Origin of the sequence: Thalassotalea algicola (assembly GCF_012932965.1) — a bacterium.
Lineage (GTDB): Bacteria > Pseudomonadota > Gammaproteobacteria > Enterobacterales > Alteromonadaceae > Thalassotalea_F > Thalassotalea_F algicola.
This window is the reverse complement of sequence record NZ_JABBXH010000004.1, coordinates 93,059-117,996: the sequence shown is the minus strand read 5'-3', so window position 1 is coordinate 117,996 and position 24,938 is coordinate 93,059. Positions and strand designations below refer to the sequence as shown.

General features: G+C 37.9%; 23 protein-coding genes. 15 read left to right on the top strand and 8 right to left on the bottom strand.

Annotation, left to right across the window (positions count from 1 at the left end):
• Positions 1-23 precede the first annotated feature (23 nt).
• Positions 24-2,279 (top strand): ATP-dependent Clp protease ATP-binding subunit ClpA, encoded by a 2,256-nt coding sequence (gene clpA, locus HII17_RS12560; protein WP_169075729.1) that lies wholly within the window; start codon positions 24-26, stop codon positions 2,277-2,279.
• Between the two features lie 89 nt (positions 2,280-2,368).
• Here clpA and infA read toward each other — a convergent pair whose 3' ends face one another.
• The 5 genes from infA to ald all read right to left on the bottom strand — a co-directional run bounded on the left by infA (position 2,369) and on the right by ald (position 6,363).
• A complete protein-coding gene (gene infA / locus HII17_RS12555) occupies positions 2,369-2,587 on the bottom strand; it encodes a translation initiation factor IF-1 (protein WP_093328826.1) in 219 nt (72 codons plus the stop codon).
• Positions 2,588-2,666: 79 nt separating this feature from the next.
• Positions 2,667-3,374: an arginyltransferase gene (locus HII17_RS12550; protein ID WP_235938768.1), complete on the bottom strand. Its 708-nt coding sequence runs from the start codon at positions 3,372-3,374 to the stop codon at positions 2,667-2,669.
• 24 nt (positions 3,375-3,398) lie between these two features.
• The gene (gene aat / locus HII17_RS12545) at positions 3,399-4,106 is read right to left on the bottom strand and encodes a leucyl/phenylalanyl-tRNA--protein transferase (RefSeq protein WP_169075728.1); all 708 of its coding nucleotides are present in this window, start codon (positions 4,104-4,106) and stop codon (positions 3,399-3,401) included.
• A 22-nt stretch (positions 4,107-4,128) separates the two neighbouring features.
• Positions 4,129-5,076: a thioredoxin-disulfide reductase gene (gene trxB, locus HII17_RS12540; protein ID WP_169075727.1), complete on the bottom strand. Its 948-nt coding sequence runs from the start codon at positions 5,074-5,076 to the stop codon at positions 4,129-4,131.
• Between the two features lie 165 nt (positions 5,077-5,241).
• Positions 5,242-6,363, bottom strand: a complete 1,122-nt coding sequence (ald, locus tag HII17_RS12535; protein ID WP_169075726.1) for an alanine dehydrogenase — start codon at positions 6,361-6,363, stop codon at positions 5,242-5,244.
• A gap of 125 nt (positions 6,364-6,488) precedes the next feature.
• On the opposite strand from ald, the gene lrp reads away from it, so the two are divergent.
• The 12 genes from lrp to HII17_RS12475 all read left to right on the top strand — a co-directional run bounded on the left by lrp (position 6,489) and on the right by HII17_RS12475 (position 20,055).
• The gene (lrp, locus tag HII17_RS12530; protein WP_169075725.1) at positions 6,489-6,971 is read left to right on the top strand and encodes a leucine-responsive transcriptional regulator Lrp; all 483 of its coding nucleotides are present in this window, start codon (positions 6,489-6,491) and stop codon (positions 6,969-6,971) included.
• A gap of 72 nt (positions 6,972-7,043) precedes the next feature.
• The gene (locus HII17_RS12525; RefSeq protein WP_268969155.1) at positions 7,044-9,590 is read left to right on the top strand and encodes a DNA translocase FtsK; all 2,547 of its coding nucleotides are present in this window, start codon (positions 7,044-7,046) and stop codon (positions 9,588-9,590) included.
• 18 nt (positions 9,591-9,608) lie between these two features.
• Positions 9,609-10,265: an outer membrane lipoprotein chaperone LolA gene (gene lolA, locus HII17_RS12520; RefSeq protein WP_169075724.1), complete on the top strand. Its 657-nt coding sequence runs from the start codon at positions 9,609-9,611 to the stop codon at positions 10,263-10,265.
• Positions 10,252-11,607, top strand: a complete 1,356-nt coding sequence (locus HII17_RS12515) for a replication-associated recombination protein A (RefSeq protein WP_169076119.1) — start codon at positions 10,252-10,254, stop codon at positions 11,605-11,607. The genes lolA and HII17_RS12515 overlap by 14 nt, the downstream gene beginning before the upstream one ends.
• On the top strand, positions 11,588-11,983 hold the full coding sequence (gene crcB / locus HII17_RS12510; protein ID WP_169075723.1) for a fluoride efflux transporter CrcB: 396 nt from the start codon (positions 11,588-11,590) through the stop codon (positions 11,981-11,983). Before HII17_RS12515 ends, crcB begins: the two co-directional genes overlap by 20 nt.
• Positions 11,984-11,996: 13 nt before the next feature.
• On the top strand, positions 11,997-13,280 hold the full coding sequence (gene serS, locus HII17_RS12505; RefSeq protein WP_169075722.1) for a serine--tRNA ligase: 1,284 nt from the start codon (positions 11,997-11,999) through the stop codon (positions 13,278-13,280).
• 105 nt (positions 13,281-13,385) lie between these two features.
• Complete coding sequence (locus tag HII17_RS12500; RefSeq protein WP_235938766.1) at positions 13,386-13,868, top strand: TlpA family protein disulfide reductase; 483 nt, start codon at positions 13,386-13,388, stop codon at positions 13,866-13,868.
• Positions 13,869-13,933: 65 nt separating this feature from the next.
• A complete protein-coding gene (locus HII17_RS12495; RefSeq protein WP_169075721.1) occupies positions 13,934-15,061 on the top strand; it encodes a M14 family metallopeptidase in 1,128 nt (375 codons plus the stop codon).
• 25 nt (positions 15,062-15,086) lie between these two features.
• Positions 15,087-16,571 carry an alanine/glycine:cation symporter family protein gene (locus HII17_RS12490; protein ID WP_169075720.1) on the top strand — a complete coding sequence of 495 codons (1,485 nt, stop codon included), beginning with the start codon at positions 15,087-15,089 and terminating at the stop codon, positions 16,569-16,571.
• 70 nt (positions 16,572-16,641) lie between these two features.
• Entirely contained in the window at positions 16,642-16,971 is a 330-nt protein-coding gene (locus HII17_RS12485) for a hypothetical protein (protein ID WP_169075719.1), read from the top strand.
• Between the two features lies 1 nt (position 16,972).
• The gene (locus HII17_RS12480) at positions 16,973-17,248 is read left to right on the top strand and encodes a YeaC family protein (RefSeq protein ID WP_169075718.1); all 276 of its coding nucleotides are present in this window, start codon (positions 16,973-16,975) and stop codon (positions 17,246-17,248) included.
• Positions 17,245-20,055, top strand: coding sequence for a DUF349 domain-containing protein (locus HII17_RS12475; RefSeq protein ID WP_169075717.1), 2,811 nt, complete (start codon positions 17,245-17,247; stop codon positions 20,053-20,055). The genes HII17_RS12480 and HII17_RS12475 overlap by 4 nt, the downstream gene beginning before the upstream one ends.
• A 51-nt stretch (positions 20,056-20,106) precedes the next feature.
• On the opposite strand, the gene ansA is transcribed toward HII17_RS12475, so the two are convergent.
• Entirely contained in the window at positions 20,107-21,117 is a 1,011-nt protein-coding gene (gene ansA / locus HII17_RS12470; RefSeq protein WP_169075716.1) for an asparaginase, read from the bottom strand.
• Positions 21,118-21,168: 51 nt separating this feature from the next.
• Entirely contained in the window at positions 21,169-23,034 is a 1,866-nt protein-coding gene (gene sppA, locus HII17_RS12465) for a signal peptide peptidase SppA (protein WP_169075715.1), read from the bottom strand.
• 163 nt (positions 23,035-23,197) lie between these two features.
• Between sppA and HII17_RS12460 the strand changes: the two genes are divergently transcribed.
• Positions 23,198-23,893: an HvfX family Cu-binding RiPP maturation protein gene (locus tag HII17_RS12460; RefSeq protein ID WP_169075714.1), complete on the top strand. Its 696-nt coding sequence runs from the start codon at positions 23,198-23,200 to the stop codon at positions 23,891-23,893.
• Between the two features lie 61 nt (positions 23,894-23,954).
• On the top strand, positions 23,955-24,515 hold the full coding sequence (locus HII17_RS12455; protein ID WP_211185355.1) for a nitroreductase family protein: 561 nt from the start codon (positions 23,955-23,957) through the stop codon (positions 24,513-24,515).
• Positions 24,516-24,539: 24 nt separating this feature from the next.
• Here HII17_RS12455 and HII17_RS12450 read toward each other — a convergent pair whose 3' ends face one another.
• Positions 24,540-24,932 (bottom strand): hypothetical protein, encoded by a 393-nt coding sequence (locus HII17_RS12450; protein WP_169075713.1) that lies wholly within the window; start codon positions 24,930-24,932, stop codon positions 24,540-24,542.
• Between the last annotated feature and the right edge of the window lie 6 nt (positions 24,933-24,938).

The window sequence follows — 24,938 nt, the reverse complement described above, 5'->3', positions numbered from 1 at the left end:
GTTTTTACGAGCTGGAGTAACCTATGCTGAATAAAGATTTAGAAATTTCGTTAAACTTAGCTTTCCGTCAGGCTAAGGAATCTCGTCATGAATTTATGACGGTAGAACACCTATTATTAGCGCTACTAGATAATCCTTCGGCGTTAGATGCGCTTAAAGCATGTGGAGCTGATATGTCTAAGCTTAGAAAAAGCTTAGTTGATTTTATTGCTGAAACAACACCTGTCATCCCTGAAGGTGAAGAAGATAGAGAGACACAGCCCACATTGGGTTTTCAGCGAGTACTGCAACGTGCTGTGTTTCATGTACAGTCATCGGGCAAAAGTGAAGTTAATGGCTCTAATGTACTCGTCGCTATATTTAGTGAACAAGAATCACAAGCGGCTTACATTTTAAAGAAATCAGAAATTACACGTTTAGATATTGTTAACTTTATATCTCATGGCATTTCGAAACTGGAAAGTGGCGATGCTATCCCTCAGGAAGAAATAGAACAACAGCCGGACGAAGAACCACGAGTGGTAGAAAGTTTTGCCGTAAATCTTAATGAAGAGGCAAAAAAGGGCAATATCGATCCGCTTATCGGCCGAGATGATGAATTAGAAAGAACACTTCAAGTATTAAGTCGTCGTCGTAAAAATAATCCGTTATTTGTTGGTGAGGCAGGAGTAGGTAAAACTGCAATTGCAGAGGGCTTAGCATCTCTTATTGTTAGCGAGAAGGTCCCAGAGTTTTTAACTGATGGAACTATTTATTCGTTAGATATGGGCGCTTTACTTGCCGGTACTAAGTATCGAGGCGATTTTGAAAAACGTTTTAAATCATTGCTTAAAGAGTTAGAAAATGAAGAAAACGCCGTATTATTCATTGATGAAATACATACTATTATAGGCGCTGGAGCTGCATCTGGCGGTATGATGGACGCGTCTAACTTAATTAAACCACTGTTGTCTTCTGGTAAATTACGTTGTATTGGCTCTACTACTTATCAGGAATATCAAAGTATTTTTGAAAAAGATAGGGCACTTGCTCGTCGTTTCCAGAAAATTGATATCGCTGAACCTAGTGTCGATGATACAACTAAGATTTTGCAAGGCTTAAAAGAGAAGTACGAAAGTCATCATGGTATTAGATACACTAATAAAGCGCTTAAGGCCGCAGCTCATTTGGCGGATAAGTACATAAATGAGCGTTTTCTTCCTGATAAAGCAATAGATATTATTGATGAAGCAGGTGCTAAACAACAGTTAGTTGCGCCATCAAAACGTAAGAAAGTCATAAACAATACTGATATAGAAACCATCGTTGCTAAAATGGCACGTATCCCAGAAAAATCAGTATCTAGCTCGGAAAAAGACAGTTTAAAAAATCTAGATAGAAATCTTAAATTAGTAGTTTTTGGTCAAGATAAAGCCATAGAAGAACTTTCGTCGGTAATTAGATTATCAAGAGCTGGCTTAAGTAATGAAACTAAGCCTATTGGTTCATTTTTATTTGCAGGCCCAACTGGTGTTGGTAAAACAGAAGTTACACAACAGCTTGCTAAAATAATGGGCGTTGAATTACTACGCTATGACATGTCGGAATACATGGAAAAACACGCAGTTAGTAGGTTGATTGGTGCACCTCCGGGATATGTTGGGTATGAACAAGGAGGTTTACTTACTGATGCCGTAATTAAACATCCACATGCCGTAGTGTTGCTAGATGAAATAGAAAAAGCGCACGAGGATGTTTATAACATATTGCTACAGGTAATGGACCATGGCACCTTAACAGACAATAATGGTCGTAAAGCTGACTTTAGAAATGTTATTTTAGTGCTGACCACTAATGCTGGTGTTACAGAAACAACAAGAACATCAATTGGCTTCAAGCAACAAGATCATAGTCTAGATGCTATGGATGAAATAAACCGTGTGTTTACGCCAGAGTTTAGAAATAGATTAGACAATATTGTATGGTTTAATCATCTAGACACTGATGTTATTTATCAAGTTATTGATAAGTTCATTGTTGAGCTGCAAGCCTTGCTTGATGAAAAGGGCGTTTCTTTAGAGTTAACCTCTAGTGCTAAATCATGGTTAGCGGAAAAAGGCTATGACAAAACAATGGGCGCTAGACCTATGTCTAGACTAATTCAAGAACAATTGAAAAAGCCGTTAGCTAATGAATTACTGTTTGGTGAATTGGTCAGTGGTGGAGTTGTTAAGGTAACGGTTAAAAAAGACGAACTTGTTATTAAAACCGAAAGCAAAAAAGAACTGGTAGAGCACTAACCCAGTGCTCTACTGGTTTAGCAGTGACTAAACAAACGAAAATAAAAAAGCCCTGATAATTCAGGGCTTTTTTTGTTTAATGCTTAGCTTTATCTGGCGCGGAAAATAATGCGACCTTTCGATAAGTCATACGGCGTTAATTCGACAGTTACTTTATCACCAGTCAAAATACGAATGTAGTTTTTACGCATTTTTCCAGAGATATGAGCGGTAACAACATGACCGTTTTCTAACTCAACGCGGAACATAGTATTAGGTAGTGTTTCTAACACAGTACCTTGCATTTCGATATTTTCTTCTTTCGCCATTGGGCGTAAAACCTCTAAATTTGTGCATGAATATAAAGCTGCGCAGATCATGCCCAATTATCCAGCCAAAGTAAAGTAATCAGAGGGATTTATTTATGATTTGCCATTGATTGCCATCTAAGCGTTGATGTGGAAGGAATTTACTTTTGTAATTCATTTTTTGGCAATCATCTATCTGATAACCAAGATATAAAAATTCTTTATTTAAGGTCTGTGCGTATTCTATTTGTTTTAGTATAGAGAAAACGCCAATGCCATTAGCACGATAATCTGGATGATAGAAAGTATAAACCGCAGAAAGGGCATTAGGTATGTCATCTGTTACTGCGACACTAATTAACTTATCTTCGTTATATATTTCTATAAATACTTGATCGCAAATTCGCGTAAAAAGAAAGTTATTGAATTGTTCTTTAGAGGCTGGAAACATCGCGCCATCAGCGTGTAGAGTATTTATGTATTGCTCAAATAGTTGATAATACTCATGCTTAGCTTCTGTCGAATATTTAATGATTAACGTACTATTTTTTTTTAGGTTTCGTTTTTGACTTTTACTCGGTTCAAATTTACCCACCATAACTTTTAAAGATTGGCATGCCGTACATTGACTGCAGTGTGGTCTATAGACTTGTTCTCCGCTGCGGCGAAAGCCTTGGTGCATCAGAAATTCATATTTGGAAGGTTGTTTAATTAGTTCATCAATGACAATAAGTAAGCGCTCTTGTTCACCTTCTATATAGTTGCAAGGAAATTCTGAGCTTATACCTAAGCGAAAATCATACATCATTACGTAATACCACCTAGTATAATTTTAGTCGCTTATTTGTCTTGTTGCCCAAAAGTGTTGGGGTAATGCGATTGTTTTCATTTGTTCTCTTATTTGACTAAATAAATCACGAGAAATTTCTTTACAACCCATGCTTTCCAAAAAAGGGTTGGTTATTTGACAATCAATAAATGTCACTCCCTGTTGTCTTAATAACTGTACAAATAAGGCTAACGCAACCTTTGATGCATTTGGTGATGAATAAAACATAGATTCACCACTAAAATAGCCATTTATCGCTACGCCATATAGTCCACCTACGAGCTTTTCATCTTCCCATACTTCACAAGAATGAGCGTAACCCTTTTTATGAAGCGCGTTATAGGCATTGACCATGTCTGACACAATCCATGTATCTTCATTTCTAAAGGGGGCATCTGCACAGAGAGCAATTACTTGTTCGAAAGCTTGATTAATAGTGACTTTAAACTGTTGTCGATTGATGACTTTGCGTAAAGTTCTATTTATACGAATTTCACTGGTATCTATAATAGCCCTAGGGTGAGGAGACCACCACATAATAGGTTCATCTTCACCATACCAGGGAAATATCCCATTGCTGTACGCAGTGATTAGGCGCTCAGAGGTAAGATCGCCACCAATAGCTAATAAACCATTTGGTTCAGCTAATGCATAGTTTATTGAAGGAAATGCCAAACTATCAGGGGTTAAAAATGTGATAGTTTGGCTCATAAAAACGTCAGTCTAATGTTGACTATTTTGCGTCTAAGTAACGTTCGGCATCAAGTGCTGCCATACAACCAGCGCCTGCAGAAGTGATAGCTTGGCGGTATATATGATCAGCTACATCGCCTGCGGCATATACGCCTTCAACGCTTGTTTGAGTAGCGTTACCATTTGTACCACTATTAATAGTTAAGTAACCATCTTTCATGTCCAATTGACCTTTAAAGATGTCAGTGTTTGGTTTGTGGCCAATTGCGATAAAGCAACCAGCTACATCAATGTCTTCAGTCGCTTCAGATTTTGTATCTTTAACACGCACGCCTGTAACGCCCATGTCGTCACCTAATACTTCGTCTAACGTACGATCTAAATGCAGAGTGATGTTGCCATTTTTTACTTTGTCCATAAGGCGCTGAGTTAAAATTTTCTCAGAGCGGAATGTATCACGACGGTGAATTAGATGTACTTCAGAAGCAATATTAGAAAGGTAAAGCGCTTCTTCAACGGCGGTATTACCACCACCAACAACTGCGACTTTTTGATTGCGGTAGAAAAAACCGTCACAAGTCGCACAAGCTGATACACCTTTACCCATGAACGCTTCTTCCGATGGTAAACCAAGGTATTGTGCTGAAGCACCTGTACAAATAATTAATGCGTCACAGGTATATTCTTCATTTCCTTTTAGTTTAAAAGGACGAGACTCAAGGTCAACTTCTTCAATGTGATCAAAAATGATTTCAGTATCAAATTTTTCAGCATGCTTTTGCATACGAACCATTAAGTCTGGGCCAGTTAGATCATCAGCATCACCTGGCCAGTTTTCTACTTCAGTCGTAGTAGTTAATTGACCACCTTGTTGTATACCTGTGATCATCACTGGGTTTAAGTTGGCGCGCGCCGCATATACTGCTGCTGTGTAACCCGCTGGGCCTGAGCCTAAAATTAGAAGAGGGCAATGTCTTGCGTCGCTCATAGGAACTCCAATAAATTATTAAGATGTTTAATTGATTGGGATTCTAAGGAATTATATCAAGTGGGTAAAATAACTTTTCGTTAATAAAAAAGAGCGCTACTTATAAAAGTGCGCTCTTTTTTTTACACTAGCTAAATAATAACCAGTAAATTTAACTCATCGGGATTACGCGTTTAGTAGCGCAACTCCTGGTTCTACATATTCAAAACCTAAGTTATCAGCAACTTCTTTTACTGTTACTTGACCAGCGATAACGTTCAAGCCATTTAATAAATGCTTATCGTCTAATAGCGCTTTTTGGTAACCCTTGTTTGCTAATTGGATAATGTAAGGCAATGTTGCGTTGTTTAATGCAAAGGTAGAAGTACGAGGCACAGCTCCTGGCATGTTTGCAACACAGTAATGAACAACATCATCAACAATAAATGTTGGTTCAGCATGAGTTGTTGGTGTTGACGTTTCGATACAGCCGCCTTGGTCAATTGCAACATCGACGATTGCTGAACCTGGCTTCATACTAGCGATATGTTCTTTGGTAACTAATTTAGGCGCTGCAGCACCTGGAATAAGTACACCACCAATAACCAAATCAGCATCTAATACATGTTTTTCTAGTGCGTCAGCAGTAGAGTAAACAGCTTTAATACGATTGCCAAATTGGTCGTCTAACTTACGTAGTACATTTACATTGCGATCTAACACTACAACATCTGCGCCCATACCTACTGCCATTTTTGTTGCATTAGCGCCAACCATGCCACCACCAATTACAACAACTTTTGCTGGTTCAACACCCGGTACACCACCTAATAACATGCCACGGCCAGCATTAGATTTCTCTAGTGCTTGAGCTCCGGCTTGAATAGACATACGGCCTGCAACTTCAGACATTGGGGCTAATAATGGTAAACCGCCATGGTCATCTGTAACCGTTTCGTAAGCAATACAGATCGCATTACTTTTAATAAGATCTTCAGTTTGTGGTAAATCAGGTGCTAAATGTAAATAAGTGAAAAGAATTTGTCCGTCACGTAACATTGCGCGCTCAACAGCTTGAGGCTCTTTCACTTTTACAATCATTTCTGCTTTAGCAAAAATTTCTTCAGCAGCAGATAATATAGATGCTCCTGCATCAATGTAGTCTTGATCAGTAAAACCGATACCACTACCAGCATTTGTTTCTACAATAACGCTGTGACCGTGGTTTATAAGTTCACGTACACTTGCTGGCACCATACCAACACGATATTCGTGGTTTTTAATTTCCTTAGGTACACCGATAATCATATGTTTACACTCTCTGGATTGAAATTGATGACTAGTATAATGTTATTTATATAGAACATCCTGCTGTTATTTGTTTGTTTCTAGCATATAATACTTCATAAAGTATTTTTTATGGTTAAACATAAATGGCGCAACAATCAAATAAGAAGCTAGATAGAATCGATCGTAATATTTTAGTCGAACTTCAAAAAAATGGCCGACTTTCTAACGTAGAATTGTCAAAAAGAGTAGGTTTAAGTCCAACACCTTGCTTGGAACGAGTGAAAAGGCTAGAAAATGATGGTTACATAGTTGGCTATTGTGCAGTATTGGATCCAGTTAAGCTTGATGCTGCATTACTAGTAATCGTCGAAATCACGCTAGAGAAGACCAGTCCCGACGTTTTCGATGAATTTTCAAAAGCAGTACAAGGCCTTGATGTTATACAAGAATGTCATTTGGTCTCAGGTGATTTTGACTTCTTACTGAAAACTCGAGTTAAGGACATGGCAGCATATCGAGAGCTATTAGGTGATACCTTACTTAGGTTACCTGCGGTGAGCGAAAGTCGTACATATGTAGTGATGGAAGAAGTAAAATCGTCTAATGTATTGCCAATTAAGCGTTAAACCATTTTATCCTAGGCTAATTTTTGATATTTTAGCTTTATTAAAACAACAATATTTTCAAGTGGTACGTAATTGTCTTCATCTCGTGAAAAATTAAGTGGTGCACAACGCCTTTTAGAGGCTGGTCTTTTATTCTGTACTGTTATTGCCATGTATCTAATGTTGGCATTGTTCACCTTCGATCCAGCTGATCCAGGTTGGTCTCAAACCGGTTATCAGACGCCAATTCGTAATTTAGGTGGCTCTGTTGGGGCGTATATCTCAGATTTATTGCTTAATCTGTTCGGTGCCATCGCTTATAGCTTACCTTTTGTTATTGCGTTAATAGGGTGGTTACTCTTCCAGCGTTTTTATCGTTTAATGCAGTTAGATTATTTGACCTTAGGCTTAAAGCTTATTGGATTTTTTATGTTCTATATTGGTGTGACTTCATTAGCCAGTATGAATTTTGACGATATTTTTTATTTTTCGGCTGGCGGAATATTAGGCGATATATTAAGCGGCGCATTTATACCTTATTTATCTTTTGTTGGCTCTACTCTGTTATTTTTACTATTCGCTTGTACTGGTTTTGTATTCTTAACTGGCATTTCGTGGTTAAACATTATCGATAATATTGGTAAGTACAGCATTGCAGGTGCTGTATATTTAGTAAATTTACCGAAGTTACTCCAAGAAAAATTTGCAAGTGCCCCCAAAGAAAAGCCACTTCAGTCAAAACTTGTTACACCAGAACAGGCTAATGAAACTGGCGAAAAGCACACGGAGTTCGATCCTTTATTCAATGATGCACAACTTTCAGATAACACATTTGAAGAGACTCCTGAGCCAGTAAAAGAAGTTTTTGAAAATACTCAGCTTGACCCCCAACAAAGCGACGATGTTGCTCCTATTCATATTGAAAATAACGAACCTTTAGAAGATCGTATAGAGCCTTTTATTGAAATAGATGAATTAATGAGTGGACCATTGGCAGTTAATGTTCAAGAAAATGTTAGTGAAGCAGAAATTGAGGCAGCATTTGAACCAGTGGAGAAAATTGAAGTAGCCGAAGAGCCAAGTACGCTACATGACAAAATATATCAACAGTTAGCAGAAAATGAAGCTGAGTCTCCCGACTATACTTCGATGCCGTCATTAGATTTACTCGATAGGTCGGATAAACAAAGAAACCCAATAGACCAAGAACAGCTTGATAAAGTTTCACGACTCGTTGAAGCAAAACTAAGCGAATTCGGCATAAAAGCTGACGTGGTTGATGTTTTTCCTGGGCCAGTTATCACCCGATTTGAACTAGATCTTGCACCAGGTGTTAAGGTAAGCAAAATTACAAACTTATCAAAAGACATAGCCCGTTCATTGTCAGCTAAAAGTGTCCGTGTAGTTGAGGTAATCGAAGGAAAGTCTGTTATCGGTATAGAGCTACCGAATAAACATCGTGAAACGGTATTTTTCTCAGAAGTCATCGGTTGTCGAGCATTTGACCAGTCCAAGTCTAATTTGGCTATGGCTATCGGTAGTGATATTTCAGGCCAGCCTGTAGTGGCAGATTTGGCGAAAATGCCTCATTTACTTGTAGCTGGTACAACAGGCTCTGGTAAATCAGTTGCTGTTAATACCATGATCGTAAGTATTTTATATAAATCTTCTCCGGAAGAAGTGCGCATGATTATGATCGATCCTAAGCAAGTTGAATTATCAGTTTATGATGGCATCCCGCACTTGTTAACCGAAGTAGTTACCGATATGAAAGAAGCCGCTAATTCGCTTCGTTGGTGCGTTGGAGAAATGGAACGCCGCTACCAATTAATGTCCAAATTAGGGGTCAGAAATTTAAAAGGTTTTAATGAAAAGGTAAACGGTGCAATTGAAGCGGGAGAGCCACTAATTGATCCGCTATGGCAACCAACTGATGCGTTTAGTCAAACTCCACCAACATTAGAAAAACTACCTTCTATTGTCATAGTGGTTGATGAATTTGCCGATATGATGATGATTGTAGGCAAAAAAGTTGAAGAATTAATCGCTCGTATTGCTCAGAAAGCACGGGCTGCAGGTATACATTTAATATTGGCTACTCAACGACCTTCCGCAGATGTCATTACCGGGTTAATTAAAGCTAATATCCCAACGAGAATGGCATTACGAGTGCAGTCTCGTATTGAGTCTCGTATTATTCTAGACCAACAAGGTGCAGAACAATTGTTGGGTATGGGAGATATGTTTTACCTACCTCCAGGAGAAGCGGTTCCTATGCGAGTACATGGTGCCTTTGTTAACGACGACGAGGTACATGCTGTAGTTAATGATTGGAAATCACGTGGTGAACCAGAATACATAGAAGAAATAAAATCTGGCGATTCAGAGCAAGAAATATTATTACCAGGTGAACAAGCCGAAGCGATGGAAGATGCTGAACTTGACCCGTTATACGATGAAGCCCTGACATTTGTCACAGAATCACGTCGCGTCTCTATCTCTAGTGTGCAGCGTAAGTTTAGAATTGGCTATAATCGAGCAGCTAGAATTGTCGAAGATATGGAAATGCAAGGAGCGGTTTCATCACCAGGTCACAATGGTGCTCGAGAAGTACTTGCACCGCCTCCTGTAAAAGAATAATTAAGAGTTTTAAAATTTATGCTTAAAGTATTACTCGTAACATCAATGGTTTTAACAAGTTCGGTCGCCTTAAACACTATCGCCTCTAGCCTTGATGATAAGCAAGCTGTCACAAAGCAGCAACTAACGGCTAAAACGGAATTAAGAGCTATTTTAGCTAAAGTAAATAACCTGTCGGCTAACTTTTCTCAAAATATCGTCGATGTAGAAGGTGAGTTGCTGCAAGAAGGTAGTGGTTTTTTTACCTTGGCAAAACCCAATTTATTACATTGGCAAACCGAATTACCAGAAGAGTCAACGATAATTTCAGATGGTGAGACACTCTGGCTCTTTGACCCTTTTATTGAACAAGTTAGTGCTTATCCTTTAGCTACAAGTATTGCGAATACACCTATCTTATTGTTAACCAGTAATGAAGAATCATTATGGCAACAATATCAGGTGTTTAAAGTTGAAAAATCTAGTTTTAATGTTGTTGCGGTAGACGCTGAAGCGCAAGTTAAGCAGTTAAACCTAGTGTTTAAACAAAACGCTTTATCGAGCTTCTCAATCGTCGATGCTACAGGCCAAAAAAGTCATTTTACTTTGGCTGAAGTTAAGTTGAATGCAAACACTAAAGCAGACTTATTTACTTTTACTGTTCCTGAAGGCGTAATGCTTGATGACCAACGCTAATGGTTCATTAGATTTATCATTCCAACAACCTGAAGCCTTTATGCCTTTAGCGGCAAGACTTCGACCTAAAACACTAAGTGAATATGTCGGCCAGCAACATATTCTGGGTGATGGATTACCACTGAGAATCGCAATAGAGAATAACCAATGTCATTCTATGGTCTTTTGGGGGCCGCCAGGTACAGGAAAAACTACATTAGCAGAACTGATTGCCAACCACTCAAATGCTGAAATAGCGAGAATCTCTGCAGTTACCGATGGCATAAAAGAGATTCGTGTAGCCATTGAACAAGCTAAAGAACGGTTAATTCATCAACAAAAACAAACCGTGTTATTTGTCGATGAAGTCCACAGGTTCAATAAAAGTCAACAGGATGCATTTTTACCACATATAGAAGATGGCACAATCATATTTATCGGTGCTACTACGGAAAACCCAGCGTTTGAATTGAATAGAGCATTATTATCAAGAGCAAGAGTTTATGTACTAAATAAACTTTCTGAGTCAGATTTGTCAAAAGTTATTGAAAATGCTTTAGATGTTTTAAATGACCAAAGGCTGAAAGACACAAAGAACAACATTGTTTTCTCTAAAGCGGCGAAAAAAAGTTTATTAACTGTTGCTAGTGGAGATGCTAGGCGGTTACTTAATTTAATTGAAAACTGCGCACCTCATTATCACGAAGCCGAAATATCAGAACAGCAAGTGTTATCAGTAGCGGGTAGTAAAATTGCACTGTATGACAAAGGTGGCGACGCATTTTATGATTTAATTAGTGCATTTCATAAATCAGTGCGAGGTTCTGACCCCGATGCAGCACTTTATTGGTATGCCCGCATAATTACTGGTGGTGGAGACCCTTTGTACGTAGCACGTAGGTTGTTGGCGATCGCAAGTGAAGATATTGGCAATGCAGACCCCAGAGCGTTATCACTTGCAATTAGTGCTTGGGATACTTTTCAACGAGTTGGTCCGGCAGAAGGCGAAAGGGCGATAGCCCAAGCCGCAGTGTATTGTGCGTTGGCGCCTAAAAGCAATGCGGTTTATCAAGCTTTCAACCAAGCTAAAGCGCTTGCAAAACAAACTAGTGAACTTGATGTACCTTTACACCTGAAAAATTCCACCAGTGAAATAACCAAACAATTAGGGTTCGGCCAAGAATATCGTTATGCACATAATGAGCCTTATGCTTTTGCAGCAGGGGAAAGTTATTTACCTGAACCTATTGCTAATACCCGATTATATTCGCCAAGTGATCGAGGTTTGGAAAAACAGCTAAAAGAAAAACAAGAATTTTTGGATAAATTAAATCAGGAAAGTTATGACCAGCGCTTTAAATAATTTACATATTTATCTGTTGGTAGCCCTTGGTGGAGCCTTTGGTGCCAGTTTTCGCTTTTTTATTTCGCAAATAGTCTTAAATTGGCTTGGAAAGGGATTCCCTTTTGCGACATTGATCGTTAATATTTCCGGCTCGTTTATAATGGGATTATTATACGGGTTAATCGAACAAGGCGTAATTGAAGTGGCTTTGTCCAGAACGCTAATAGGAATTGGCTTTTTAGGAGCCTTTACAACGTTTTCAACTTTCTCGTTAGATACCGTGTTGTTAATTCAGCAAGGTGAAATTATAAAAGCAATCGCGAACGTTCTGTTAAATGTTGTGTTGTGCGTAAGTACAGCTGCATTTGGAATGTTCATAGTGACCAATCAATAACAAGTGACAAACAATGCTTGATGCAAAACTTTTTAGATCAGATATCGAACAAACAGCTGCTGCGTTAGCAAAGCGCGGTTTTACTTTAGACATAGCGCAATTAAAAGCTCTTGAAGAGCAGCGTAAGGCAATTCAAGTAAAAACACAGGAATTGCAGAGTCAACGTAATACTCGTTCCAAGTCGATAGGTCAGGCAAAAGCGCGTGGTGAAGATATCCAGCCATTACTTGCTGAAGTTAGTCAACTAGGTAATGACCTAGAAGCGGCAAAAGAGCAAGAAAAGCTCGTATTAAAAGAAATTAATGATATCGCATCAGCGGTACCAAATATCACTCACGAATCAGTGCCAGCTGGTGATAGTGAAGATGATAACGTTGAAATACGCAAGTGGGGCGAGCCTAAATCGTTTGATTTTGAAGTAAAAGACCACGTAGATATAGCAACTGCACTCGATAAAGGCTTAGATTTTGAAAGTGGTGCAAAATTAGCGGGTACGCGCTTTGTTGTTATGCGCGGCCAAATTGCTAAGTTACACCGAGCATTAGCACAATTCATGTTGGATGTTCATAGTGATGAGCATGGTTATGAAGAAATGTATGTACCTTACTTAGTTAATCATGAATCGTTATATGGTACAGGTCAACTTCCTAAGTTTGGCGAAGATTTATTTCATACGGATTTATCATCTAAAACTTTTTCACTAATACCTACTGCGGAAGTTCCATTAACGAATTTAGTTCGTGATGAAATTGTCGACGAAAAAGAGTTGCCAATTAAAATGGCTGCCCATACACCATGTTTTAGAAGTGAAGCAGGTTCTTCAGGACGAGATATACGTGGACTGATTCGACAACATCAGTTTGATAAAGTTGAAATGGTTCAATTAGTAAAACCTGAAGATTCGTTTGATGCGTTAGAAGAATTGACAGGCCATGCCGAAAATATTCTAAAGAAGTTAGAATTACCGTTTAGAACGGTAGTTTTGTGTACTGGCGATATTGGCTTTAGTGCAACTAAAACGTTCGATATTGAAGTATGGTTACCTGCGCAAGATACTTACCGAGAAATCTCGTCATGTTCAAATATGGGTGACTTTCAAGCTCGTCGTATGCAAGCGCGTTTTAGAAATAGTGAAACAAACAAACCAGAATTGCTTCATACATTAAATGGTTCGGGTTTGGCAGTAGGTCGTACTTTAGTAGCGATATTAGAAAACTATCAACAAGCTGATGGTAGTATTGAAATTCCAAAGGTTTTACAACCTTATATGAAAGGTCAAACGCATATCGGTAAATAGTGTTAATGAGTAAGAAAAGTCCGGCCGTGTGCCGGATTTTTTATATCTGTAATTAAATCGATTTTCGACAGGTCTAATACAAAAAAACAGTAAGAAGTTAGCCACTTGATTAAAAATTTATCCATTCAAATCTTTGTATTTTTCTGTATCTTTCAGGCAATGTCGTTTTTACGAGAAACGAGTATGCTGTCGACCGATACGCAAGTAAATGAGGGTTTAGTATTACCTACATTAAACAATGAGTTTCAAAGTATTTCTGCCCAAGGCAAACCACTAGTCATCTATTTCTTTGCGCCTTGGTGCCAAATATGCCATATGAGTATTAGTAACCTACAGTCGACATTTGAAAAAAATAGCAACATAGATGTCATCGCGATAGCCATGGATTTCACAGACAAGGAAGAAGTAAACAAATTTGTTGCAAGGCATAAATTAACCTTTCCAATCGCATTGGGTAAAGAATCATTAAAAAACGAGTTTCAAATCACAGGTTATCCTAGTTACTACGTAATAAATGAACAAAACTTAATCACTAGTAAATCTTTAGGTTACTCGACTGAGCTTGGTTTGTATTTAAGATCACTTTAGCACTTCTGATCCCTTTATCGTTTGTGTACACTAATGCTTTCATAATCCAGTAAAAGAATAACGATATGCAAATCTCATCTAACTTTGATAGCGGAAACATTAACGTTATTGAAGCTAAAGACCCTGCTAATATCTTGTTAGAGATTAATAAAGATAATGGTTCAGATTTTTATCAATGGTTCCACTTCAAATTACATAATAACGAACGAGTAGAACATACGATTAAAATCACCAATGCTGGCCAGTCTGCTTATGTAGAAGGGTGGCAAGATTACCAAGCAGTGGCATCGTATGATCGTGAAAATTGGTTTCGTGTACCTACAACTTTTGATGGTCAAAACCTTACTATTTCACATTTACCCGAATTTGACTCTGTCTACTTCGCCTACTTCCAACCGTACAGTTATGAGCGTCATCAAGATTTAATTCATCAAGCTCAGCTTGATATAGATTGTGAGCTCCAAGTTTTAGGGCAAACACTCGATGGCCGAGATATGTCTTTGCTTAAAATCGGTGAAGAAGGTGAAGGAAAGAAAACGGTTTGGCTAACTGCACGTCAGCATCCTGGTGAAACAATGGCTGAGTGGTTCATGGAAGGGTTTATAGATAGACTTCTTGATGAAGACGATGGCATTGCACGCTCGTTGCTAAATAAAGCGGTGTTCTATTTGGTGCCCAATATGAATCCTGATGGCAGCGTTCGCGGACATTTAAGAACTAATGCTATAGGTGTTAACTTGAATCGTGAATGGCAAAGCCCTTCAATGGAAAATAGTCCAGAAGTGTTTCTAGTTACCGAGAAAATGAAAGAGACAGGTGTTGATATGCACCTAGATATTCATGGCGATGAAGCGCTACCTTATAACTTTGTCGCTGGGTGTGAGGGTTGTCCTTCATATGATGAGCGTCATAAAGCACTTGAAGACAGTTTTAAAGAGGTGCTTTTAGCCATTACACCTGAGTTTCAAGATGACGAAGGTTACGATAAAGATGAACCAGGTCAAGCCAACCTAACTGTTGGTAGCAACTGGGTAGGTGAAACGTTTAAATGTTTAGCTTATACCATCGAAATGCCATTCAAAGATAATGCACTTTTACCAGATTACAGTGTAGGCTGGTCCGGTGAGCGTAGTGCAATATTTGGACGTGATGTATTGACGGCAATTCATCATGTCGTAGAAGATTTACGATAAAAATAACAATAATTGGAGTCATTTAGTGTTAGAACTAATTCAGTCTATTAACAATATCATTTGGAGCCCAGCATTAATTTATTTATGTTTAGGCGCCGGTTTGTTTTTTTCCGTTATTACCCGATTTGTACAAGTCAGACACTTTAGAGAAATGTGGCGTCTGTTGCTGTCAGGTAAAAGCTCAGCGCAAGGGATATCATCATTCCAAGCTTTAGCCGTTTCGTTATCAGGACGTGTTGGTACGGGTAATATTGCGGGTGTAGCTGCTGCTATAGGTTTTGGTGGCCCTGGTGCGGTATTTTGGATGTGGGTTGTAGCATTTTTTGGTGCTGCTACTGCATATATCGAATCAACTAATGCGCAAATCTATAAAGAAGAAGAAGACGGCTTATATCGCGGTGGCCCAGCTTATTACATTGAAAAAGCGATGGGACAGAAATGGTATGCTTGGATCTTTGCTATTGCAACCATTGTCGCGTGTGGCGCACTATTACCGGTTGTTCAATCAAATGGTATTGGTGACTCACTAGTTAATGTGTTTGGTGAAGGTGGTAGAGTAAGTACATTTATAGGGGAAGTCGCATTAACGAAAGTTTATGCTGCGTTTTTCGTGGTACTTATTTTAGGCTTTATTATCTTTGGTGGTGTTAAACGTATCGCAAACTTCACCCAAGTCGTCGTGCCATTTATGGCATTGGCTTATATCATTATTGCGTGTTCTATTATTGCACTTAACCTTGATATGCTACCAAGCATTTTTGGTTTGATCATCACTGACGCTTTTACACCAATGGCTGGTGTCGGTGCGGCGATCGGTTGGGGTGTTAAACGTGGCGTTTACTCTAACGAAGCAGGTCAAGGTACAGGACCTCACGCTGCAGCTGCTGCAGAAGTACAGCATCCTGCACAACAAGGTCTTGTTCAAGCATTCTCTGTTTATATAGATACGTTATTTGTATGTTCTGCTACGGCATTTATGATATTAATAACGCAACAATATAATGTTGTACCCGACGGTGCAGCATCAGCAATTGTCCAAAATGTTGCTTTAAATACAGAGATTAATGGTCCAGCTTTTACACAATTAGCGGTAGATTATGTATTACCGGGTGTTGGTAAGCCGTTTATTGCATTAGCTTTATTCTTCTTTGCATTTACAACTGTACTAGCTTATTTCTTTATCGCTGATAACAATATTTCATATATTAATAGAACCTTTAAACAACCAGCATTACGATTTGTTTTAAAAGTCGGTATTATGGCTGCTGTATTTTACGGCACTGTTGCCGAGCCAAGTGCTGCATGGGTTCTAGGGGATATCGGTGTTGGTTTGATGGCGTGGTTAAATATCATTGGCATTTTAATCATCTTCTTTATGGCCAAACCTGCGATTAAAGCGCTTAAAGATTATGAAAGACAGCAAAAAGAAGGCGTAGAGGAATACACATTCGATCCAAAAAGTCTTGGAATAGAAAATGCTGATCTATGGCAAGATAAACTTAAAAAATAATTAAATAAAACGCCCGCAAGGGCGTTTTTTTTGGGTAAAATACCGCTCCAAAATATTATTAGGAATCTTTATGGCTGTTATTCATTGTCCGGCTTGTAATAAAAAAATTTCAGATAAAGCCAAATCTTGCACGCATTGTAATATTGAATTGCAAGGGCTAGATAGAGACAAAATGGCATCAATTAAAAAGGAAAATAAGATTAAGCAACAACAAAACTTAATGAATCATTCCTTTATTGCCATGTTGTTATTTTGCGGAGGTTTTTTATATTTGTTTTGGCAAAATGCACAACCAGGAAGCTGGGAGTATATTGCCTCAATGACCAGTACCATTCTTGGTTTTGTTCTTTACCTTGTTACTCGCGTTAGAATTATTTTAGTCAAAAGAAAGTTGAAATAAGATGGATATTTTACAGGTAGTCGACAATCTTACAGAAGACATGTATTTACGTTTTAAAAGTGCAGCAGAAACAGGTCGCTGGCCTGAAGGTACTCTCGTTGAACAAGCTCAGCGAGATACTGCAATGCAGATTGTTATGGCTTATCAGTCCCGTGTTTTAAAATCTACAGAAATGTTAACAGTGGGCGAAGGCGGCGAAATTGTTAATAAGACCAAACGAGAATTAAAAGACTCCTTTGAATCAACCAATAATATCGCTAGGTTTTCTAAACTATGATTTTTTCTAAGTTATTTTCTAATAAAGCTAACTGGCAACATAAAGATGCAAGTGTTCGAGTTAACAGTATCGAGAATGAATTAAGTCTTTCCAATGAGCAAGATGTACAAATTATTTGTCAAATAGCCAAACAGGATATTAGTGACTTAGTCAGGCGAGCAGCTTTAATTCGCTTAAATGATGTCAATCAATGGCTTGCTATTGGTTTAAACGATCGCGCGGCATCAATAGTAAAGCTTTCGGAAAAGAAAATAATTGAGTCTTTGAGCCTTGAAAAATCTCCCTTATCGGTTACTGAAAAGCTCTCTATATTGTCAAAACTAAATAAAGGCGCGACAGAACAAGTGTTAGCAAGTTCAAATGATCCTGAACTTGTTATTGCCTTGTGTGATAATTTAACTAAACCACATCAAGTTATTGCGCTTTTTAGCCAAAAAAATAATGAACAAGTTCAACGTCATATTGTTAATAAAACTGATGATATTTCGATTTTAGAAAAATTAAGAAAAAAAGCTAAGTTACCAGTAATAGTACGTCTAATTAACGAAAAAGTTGAAACAGAAAAACTTGCTGCAGAAAAGCCAGCTTCAATCACTAAAGACACTCAGTTAGTATTATCAAAATTACTCGCTCTTAAAGATTCGTGCTTAGACTATAACGTAATTATTGAAAAGAGAGGTTCACTTAATAGCGAGTGGGAAAATCTGCAAAAAGAATTTGATTGTCTGACTACTGAAAAAATTGAAGAATTCACAGAGAAACATAATTCAATTGAAGAAACGCTAACGAAAGTATTTATTGCAAAAGAAGAAAAATATCAGCAGCAGAAAATAGCAGAAGAAGTAGAAAAGCACAAAGAATCTGCTAGACAGTCATTTTCAACATTCATTGAACAACAAAATGTGGTGTTAACTAATGCCATTTTTGAAAATCAAACGATTGAGCAAACACAGCTAAACGAACAAATATCAGTATTTGAATCAGATGTAATGCAATCGCCATTGAGCGATAAAGAGAAGCAAGGGTTTAATAGTAAAGCACAAAGTCTTAAAAATAAGTTACTAAAAGCCGAAGATATTGCAAATTCTGTAACTAATGCTACTCATTTGATCTCTAAAATGTCTCAACAAACCCCTCCGCTTGTTCAAGCGGAATTGACAGACAAACAACAGTTCTTTAAACATTGGCTTAGTGAGTGGCACGAAAATTTAACACTAGCTGAAGGTGTTTTACCCGAATCTATTGTTAGTGCTTTTAACGAAATTAGCGATAAGTGGTTAAGTGCGTTAACACCCTTAGAGCAAGAGCAACACAAACTTACTGCGCAATGTAAAAGAAAGGCCGCAGATATAAAGCGCTTATTAGCTTCGGGAAAATATAATGCAGCTTTTGGTGTGTTTAATAAGTTTAAAGGACTATATCAAAGCCTTTTACCAGAATTCCAAAGAAAAATAACGCGAGATTATGAGCATTTATCGGAACAAATTGCTGAACTTAGTGATTGGGAACACTATATTGCCACCCCGAGAAAACAGCAGCTTCTGGCGGAAATTAAACATTTAGCTGAAACGCCTTTAGATAACCCTAGTAAACAAGCGAATAAGGTTAAGGAATATCGAAAGACTTGGAATTCTTTAGGCCATGCCGATGAAGAGATCGATAAAAAATTAAATGATGAGTTTAATCAGGCCTGTGAAATTGCCTTTGCTCCATGTCGACAATTCTATGCGGAACAAGACAAGATTCGTGAAAACCATTTGAACGCTCGAAATACCCTTATAGACGAAGCATCGCTGTTAACTAAAACGTTAACTGTAGAACCGATCGATTATAAAGCGCTAGAAGGAGCTTTTAATAAATTAATACAACAATGGCGAAATGCAGGTGAAGTAGATCGTAGCCAATATAAAAAGGTTAATGAGCAGTTTATCGCGACAACTAAGCCAATTAAGCAAGCACTTAATCAATACCATGAAAGCAATGTGACATTGAAAACTAAACTGATTAAAAATGCTGAACAATGTTTGTTGGAAGAAGACGTATTCAATGCCGTCGAGCAAGTTAAATCGCTGCAAAAACAATGGAAAACTATTGGTTATGCTGGCATTAAAAAAGAAAATGCATTATGGCGAGAATTTAGAAAAGTTAATGACAATGTATTTTCACGTAGAACTGAATTGCAAGACTCGCGAAAAAAAGAAAGTGATGTGAAAACAAAAGAGGTCACAGAATTTTTGACGTCGCTTAGGCAGGATACAAAAAATATTCAGCAATCTCAGGAGTCATTGGCTAATGCTATTAAACAAGCAAATACCAAGTTAAAGGCCATAAAGTCGGACCGTTTAGTTAACAAAGAGGTAATAGCAGGATTAGAAAGCTTTATCGACGAATGTGCAGAGCAAGTAAAGGCGATTAGAACCCAAGCTATACATGCTAGCTGGATTGGACTATTTGAAATAGTAGATTTATTAGCGACGGGAGCTTTATCTAAGGAAAGTGTCGCTGATTCATCACAGTTCGCTGAACTTACAGAAGTATTTGCTAAAAAACTAACCGACACATTAAGTAATAACTCGGAAGAGAATCGAGAACAACTAACCTTAGAGCTAGAAATTATCGCCGGTATTGACTCTCCCAAAGAGGCGCAAGCACAAAGAATGGCATTGCAGGTTGAAATTATGCAATTGAAAATGACATCTGGGCAGCTAATGTCGACCGAAGAAAAGTTGTGGCAATGGTTAGCCGCAGGTCCTTTGACTGAACTTGATATCCCGTTAATTAATAGAATAAAGAAAGTGTTCCTATAAATTGGAATTTATTCTTAAATTAAAAAACCGACATAGTAGTCGGTTTTTTAATTAATCAGATGTTAACTCGCCACGCAGATCTTGCTGCATTAATTGACATAGCTTTAAATACGGCAATTTTTGACTGAGTAGAAAATGAAGCTTGGTCAGCGTTGCTTCTAATGTCATATCAGCACCACTAATTAATCCGCATTTACTTAAACTAGCGCCAGTAGCATAACCTTGCATATTAACTTTACCCTTAATGCACTGACTTAAGTTAACTACGACAATTTCATTTTCAGTAGCTTGCTTAAATAACTTGAGTAATTCCTCATCCTGAGGCGCGTTGCCAACACCATAACTTCTAATGACTAGTGCTTTAACTGGCTGTAGCAATACATTTTTAATTAACTCATGGCTGATGCCCGGATACAAATGAACGACTCCGATGGGTTGAGGAGTAATAGTGTTAAGTTCAAAATCACCTGTAGACTGTTTATTCAATTCACCAGCTTTGATTTTTATATTTATTCCAGCTTCTAATAGAGGTGGTAAATTAGGTGAATCAAAGGCATCAAACCCATCAGCATATGCTTTAAGGCTACGATTTCCACGGTAAAGTTTGTTGTTAAAAAACAACCCAACTTCATTTATCGGAAAATTAGCCGCAATATATAACGAGTTAAGTAAGTTAACTTGGCCATCTGAGCGAAGTTGACTAAATGGTATCTGAGATCCAGTAACAATAACTGGCTTATTTAGGTTTTCAAACATAAACGATAGAGCAGAAGCTGTGTAGGCCATAGTATCGGTACCATGGAGTACTACAAAGCCGTCAAAATCATCATAATGTTGATATATATCATGCGCGATACGCTGCCAGTCATCTGGGGTCATATTAGATGAATCAATTATTGGTTCATATTCTTTAAGCACAAATTCAGGCATTTCTGGTCGATGAAAATCTGGGGTTTGATTTATTGCCTGAGTTAAATGACCTCTAACGGGGACAAACCCGTGTTCACTTTGCTTCATACCGATAGTGCCGCCAGTATACGCGACATATATTTTCTTTTTCATTTATAGATTAACACCTAAAAAAATGCCCCAAATTATTTGGGGCATTAAGGATTAATTTATCTCGCAAGTCAAACAAAAAGAATAAATTCCTTGAGGGTCATTAAATTGATCAAATTGCTTAAACTCTCTAAATATTCGTTTTATTAATAAACTAGCAGGTCCTGCAGTGTGATTCTCTACTGCAGGTTTGATAAGCCAAGAGGCACTTGAATCATAAAAATTTCGCCAAAACATATCTTGGGCGCTTGGTTTTTTCTCAATAATAACTTTTTTATAACTCTCAATTTCAGCTAAGTTTGCTGCAAGTTCAACGGCGTATTCTAAAGAGCCTAATTCATCAACCAAGCCTAGCTCTTTTGCCTTACTTCCTGACCATACGCGACCTTGCGCAACTTGATCAACTTGTTCAGGTGTCATCATTCTATTTTCCGCAACTAAGCTAATAAAGTCTTCATAACCTCTATTAATACTCATTTGAAACAGTTGTGACATACCTTCAGATAATGGTCGTGTTACGCCAAAGCCGGAGATTTCAGTCGTACCAACCCCATCAGTATAAACGCCTAGCTTACCCAAAGTATTTTCAAGGGTCATTAACATGCCAAAGATACCGATAGAGCCGGTAATCGTAGTAGGGGATGCAACAATTTTATCGGCAGGAGCAGAAATCCAATAGCCACCAGATGCAGCCATGCTTCCCATAGAAGCGACAACTGGTTTGCCTGATTTTTTGATTAACTCTATTTCTTGGCGAATAATTTCAGAGGCGTATGCACTCCCACCAGGGCTATCTACTCGTAATACTACCGCTTTAACGTTGGCATCCAGTCGTGCTTTTTTCAATAGCTTGGCGGTGCTGTCACCACCAATTGTGCCAGGAGGTTGCGTACCATTTAAGATGGTGCCTTTTGCTACAACGATAGCAACCTTGTTTTCTTCAAACTCGGCGTTTTCAATGGGAGGCTTTATCGCTTTTCGATATGATTTGTAGCTTATTTGATTAAAACTATCGCCATGTTTATTTTCGCCGACTTTTTCAATCAGTGCTTTAGACATTTGACTACGTGTTAATAGTTGATCTACCCACTCATTTTGTTTTGCATATTCAGCAAAACTGCCGTTAGCTAAAGTAAACTTCTCGATTAAGGTATTTGTATCTTCGTCAAAGTTCGTTAACTCAAAACCTCGTTGTTTAGCGACGTCAGCTTTATATTCTTCCCATAAGTCATTTAGCCATAATTTATTTGCCGCTTTAGCTTCGTCAGACATATCATCACGAATATAAGGTTCTACAGCAGACTTATAAGTACCAACCCTAAACACATGTTGAGTCACAGATAACTTTTCCAAAGCCGATTTAAAATAAAGTTGATAACGGCCAAAACCATCTAGTAAAAGAAAGCCTTTAGGATCTAACCATATTTCGTCGGCATAACTCGCTAAATAGTATTGTTCTTGGCTATAGGCATCACCTACAGCAATGATTTGTTTACCCGAATCTTTAAATTCGCTTAGTGCGCGGCCAATATCTTGAAGTTTTGTTAGTCCAGCCCGTCGAACTTGATTAAGCTTAAGCACGATTAATTCAATCCGATCATCAGTTTTGGCGTGATCAATAACATCGATTACATCGCTGAGTAAGACTTCAGGGCGTTCTTCTTGTTTAGAAAATGCCTCATTGAATAGGGCATCCATTGGATCTATTTCTACTTTTTGTTCAACTATATCGCCGTTTAAATCCAGCAGTAATGCCGAATTATTAGGAACACTTACTTGAGATTCTTCATGGGTCAAAATTGCGATAAACGCAAAAATAACAACAATGAAAACCAAATTTACCAGTATTTTTCGTGCTGTATTAATTAATGCCCAGCAACTACTGAAGAACCGTCTAATAATACCCGGCTGTTTAGTCATAAAGCTTTTCCATTACTACTTCTATATTAATAACCGTCAATGCTACTGAAATATTGCCGTTGAATGTAGTAAAAATTGTAATATTTATTATCCTTATAATTCATTTATGAAATTAAAGTACTATATTCCAGTTCCTATAATAAAACTGCAACTCCGAGGCAATATGAATTTACAAGCTACTTATCAACGTTTTAGCCAATCAATTGATTGCTTTAATGGTATCCCTGCTTTACTTATAAGGCTTTATTTAGCGCCTATTTTTATTATGGCTGGCTATTCTAAATTGCAATTAGGTAACCCTGACATTACAGGAATTGCAGCGCTAACCGTTGATCCTAATATAGTTAATTGGTTTGGTAATGCTGAATGGGGTCTAGGACTTCCTTTTCCTACGCTTTTAGCTAACTTGGCTGCTTGGACTGAATTCTTAGGTGGTTGGTTATTAATATTAGGGTTATTTACTCGATTAGTTTCTATTCCTTTAATGTTCACAATGTTTATAGCTGCAACGTCTGTTCATTTGGAAAATGGCTGGTTTGCAATAACGCCAACCAATCCTGATACTAGTCCTGCAAAAATGGTTTCTTGGTTAGGTGTTGATTCAGCACAGCACAGTCTCGAGAATTCAATCGAAACGGCAGACCGTTTAAATAGAATGAAAAGTATTCTTGAAGAAAATGGCAATACTAATTGGCTTTATGAAAACGGTTCAATTGTTGTGCTCAATAACGGTATAGAGTTCGCAACCACATATTTTATTATGTTATTAGCACTATTTTTTATCGGAGCTGGTCGCTTTACTAGTATTGACCACTTTTTGCGGAAAAAATACCTAACGCAAACAAATAACCCGCTTTAAAAGCGGGTTTTTATTTCGCTAAATTTAAGTAAAATGTAAAAAACACTTAGCAATAAGCCTTATGAACCAAATATCACCTATTGATTTTTTACTTAATAGACAATCCAATCCTAACCTGACGGCACCAGCTCCAAATAAAGATGAATTATCAACAATTTTACAGGCTGCAATGAGCGTACCTGATCATGGTGCTATAATGCCTTTTCAAATAACAGTGGTAGATGAGCAAGCAAGAGAAAAACTAAGCGAAATATACGTAAACTCGGCCGTTATACGAGCAGAAGACGAAGTAAAATTAGCTAAGGTTAAAAAAATGCCGTATCGATCACCGATGATGTTAATCGTATCTACGCAATATCAACAACACCCTAAAGTGCCAAAGCAAGAACAGTTAATCACTGCAGGTTGTGCTGTCCACGTTATGCAAATGGCTTGTGTAGCGCTAGGATACAATGGAATGTGGCGTACAGGTGATATGGCATATTGTGATGTTGTTAAGCAAGGGCTGAATATAAATCCAGAAGAAGATATCGTAGGTTTTTTATATATTGGCACTGAGTCTAAGTCGTTGCCGGATAAAAATCGAAAGTCATTCGAGCAAGTCACTCAATATTTAAGTTAATATTATTGACTAAGCTTTATTAAACTAGGCCGGCATACTACCGATAAACCCTAGTGTTAATGCAGCGACAAAACTCAAGACACCACACCAAGCAGTTATGGCTAATTCATTCCGCATTGTCTTAGCTTCTCTAAGTTCACCAGTAGCAACTCGATATTTCCAACTTGGTATTGACCAAACACAAACAAGATTGGCGAGTAAGCTTAAAATTAGAAGCGCAACGGAAATAGAAAGCAGGACGCCACTAGGTGTGGAGAACCCTGGTTTATTTCCAAATACAGAAATGACGACAAAACTACCAGTCACTATAGAACTAAACCAAATATGAAATGCACTTCGGTCACGTAACCACTCGACAACGTGATCTCTATTTTCATTAGTAATCGTTGCTATGTTTAGTTCCCTTACTTCAGACATTGTTAT

Bases quoted from the DNA above. Each gene is read 5' to 3' on its own strand.
- clpA (WP_169075729.1), top strand. From the start codon at position 24: ATGCTGAATAAAGATTTAGAAATTTCGTTAAACTTAGCTTTCCGTCAG.
- infA (WP_093328826.1), bottom strand. From the start codon at position 2,587: ATGGCGAAAGAAGAAAATATCGAAATGCAAGGTACTGTGTTAGAAACA.
- HII17_RS12550 (WP_235938768.1), bottom strand. From the start codon at position 3,374: ATGATGTATGATTTTCGCTTAGGTATAAGCTCAGAATTTCCTTGCAAC.
- aat (WP_169075728.1), bottom strand. From the start codon at position 4,106: ATGAGCCAAACTATCACATTTTTAACCCCTGATAGTTTGGCATTTCCT.
- trxB (WP_169075727.1), bottom strand. From the start codon at position 5,076: ATGAGCGACGCAAGACATTGCCCTCTTCTAATTTTAGGCTCAGGCCCA.
- ald (WP_169075726.1), bottom strand. From the start codon at position 6,363: ATGATTATCGGTGTACCTAAGGAAATTAAAAACCACGAATATCGTGTT.
- lrp (WP_169075725.1), top strand. From the start codon at position 6,489: ATGGCGCAACAATCAAATAAGAAGCTAGATAGAATCGATCGTAATATT.
- lolA (WP_169075724.1), top strand. From the start codon at position 9,609: ATGCTTAAAGTATTACTCGTAACATCAATGGTTTTAACAAGTTCGGTC.
- HII17_RS12515 (WP_169076119.1), top strand. From the start codon at position 10,252: ATGACCAACGCTAATGGTTCATTAGATTTATCATTCCAACAACCTGAA.
- crcB (WP_169075723.1), top strand. From the start codon at position 11,588: ATGACCAGCGCTTTAAATAATTTACATATTTATCTGTTGGTAGCCCTT.
- serS (WP_169075722.1), top strand. From the start codon at position 11,997: ATGCTTGATGCAAAACTTTTTAGATCAGATATCGAACAAACAGCTGCT.
- HII17_RS12495 (WP_169075721.1), top strand. From the start codon at position 13,934: ATGCAAATCTCATCTAACTTTGATAGCGGAAACATTAACGTTATTGAA.
- HII17_RS12485 (WP_169075719.1), top strand. From the start codon at position 16,642: ATGGCTGTTATTCATTGTCCGGCTTGTAATAAAAAAATTTCAGATAAA.
- HII17_RS12480 (WP_169075718.1), top strand. From the start codon at position 16,973: ATGGATATTTTACAGGTAGTCGACAATCTTACAGAAGACATGTATTTA.
- HII17_RS12475 (WP_169075717.1), top strand. From the start codon at position 17,245: ATGATTTTTTCTAAGTTATTTTCTAATAAAGCTAACTGGCAACATAAA.
- ansA (WP_169075716.1), bottom strand. From the start codon at position 21,117: ATGAAAAAGAAAATATATGTCGCGTATACTGGCGGCACTATCGGTATG.
- sppA (WP_169075715.1), bottom strand. From the start codon at position 23,034: ATGACTAAACAGCCGGGTATTATTAGACGGTTCTTCAGTAGTTGCTGG.
- HII17_RS12460 (WP_169075714.1), top strand. From the start codon at position 23,198: ATGAATTTACAAGCTACTTATCAACGTTTTAGCCAATCAATTGATTGC.
- HII17_RS12455 (WP_211185355.1), top strand. From the start codon at position 23,955: ATGAACCAAATATCACCTATTGATTTTTTACTTAATAGACAATCCAAT.
- HII17_RS12450 (WP_169075713.1), bottom strand. From the start codon at position 24,932: ATGTCTGAAGTAAGGGAACTAAACATAGCAACGATTACTAATGAAAAT.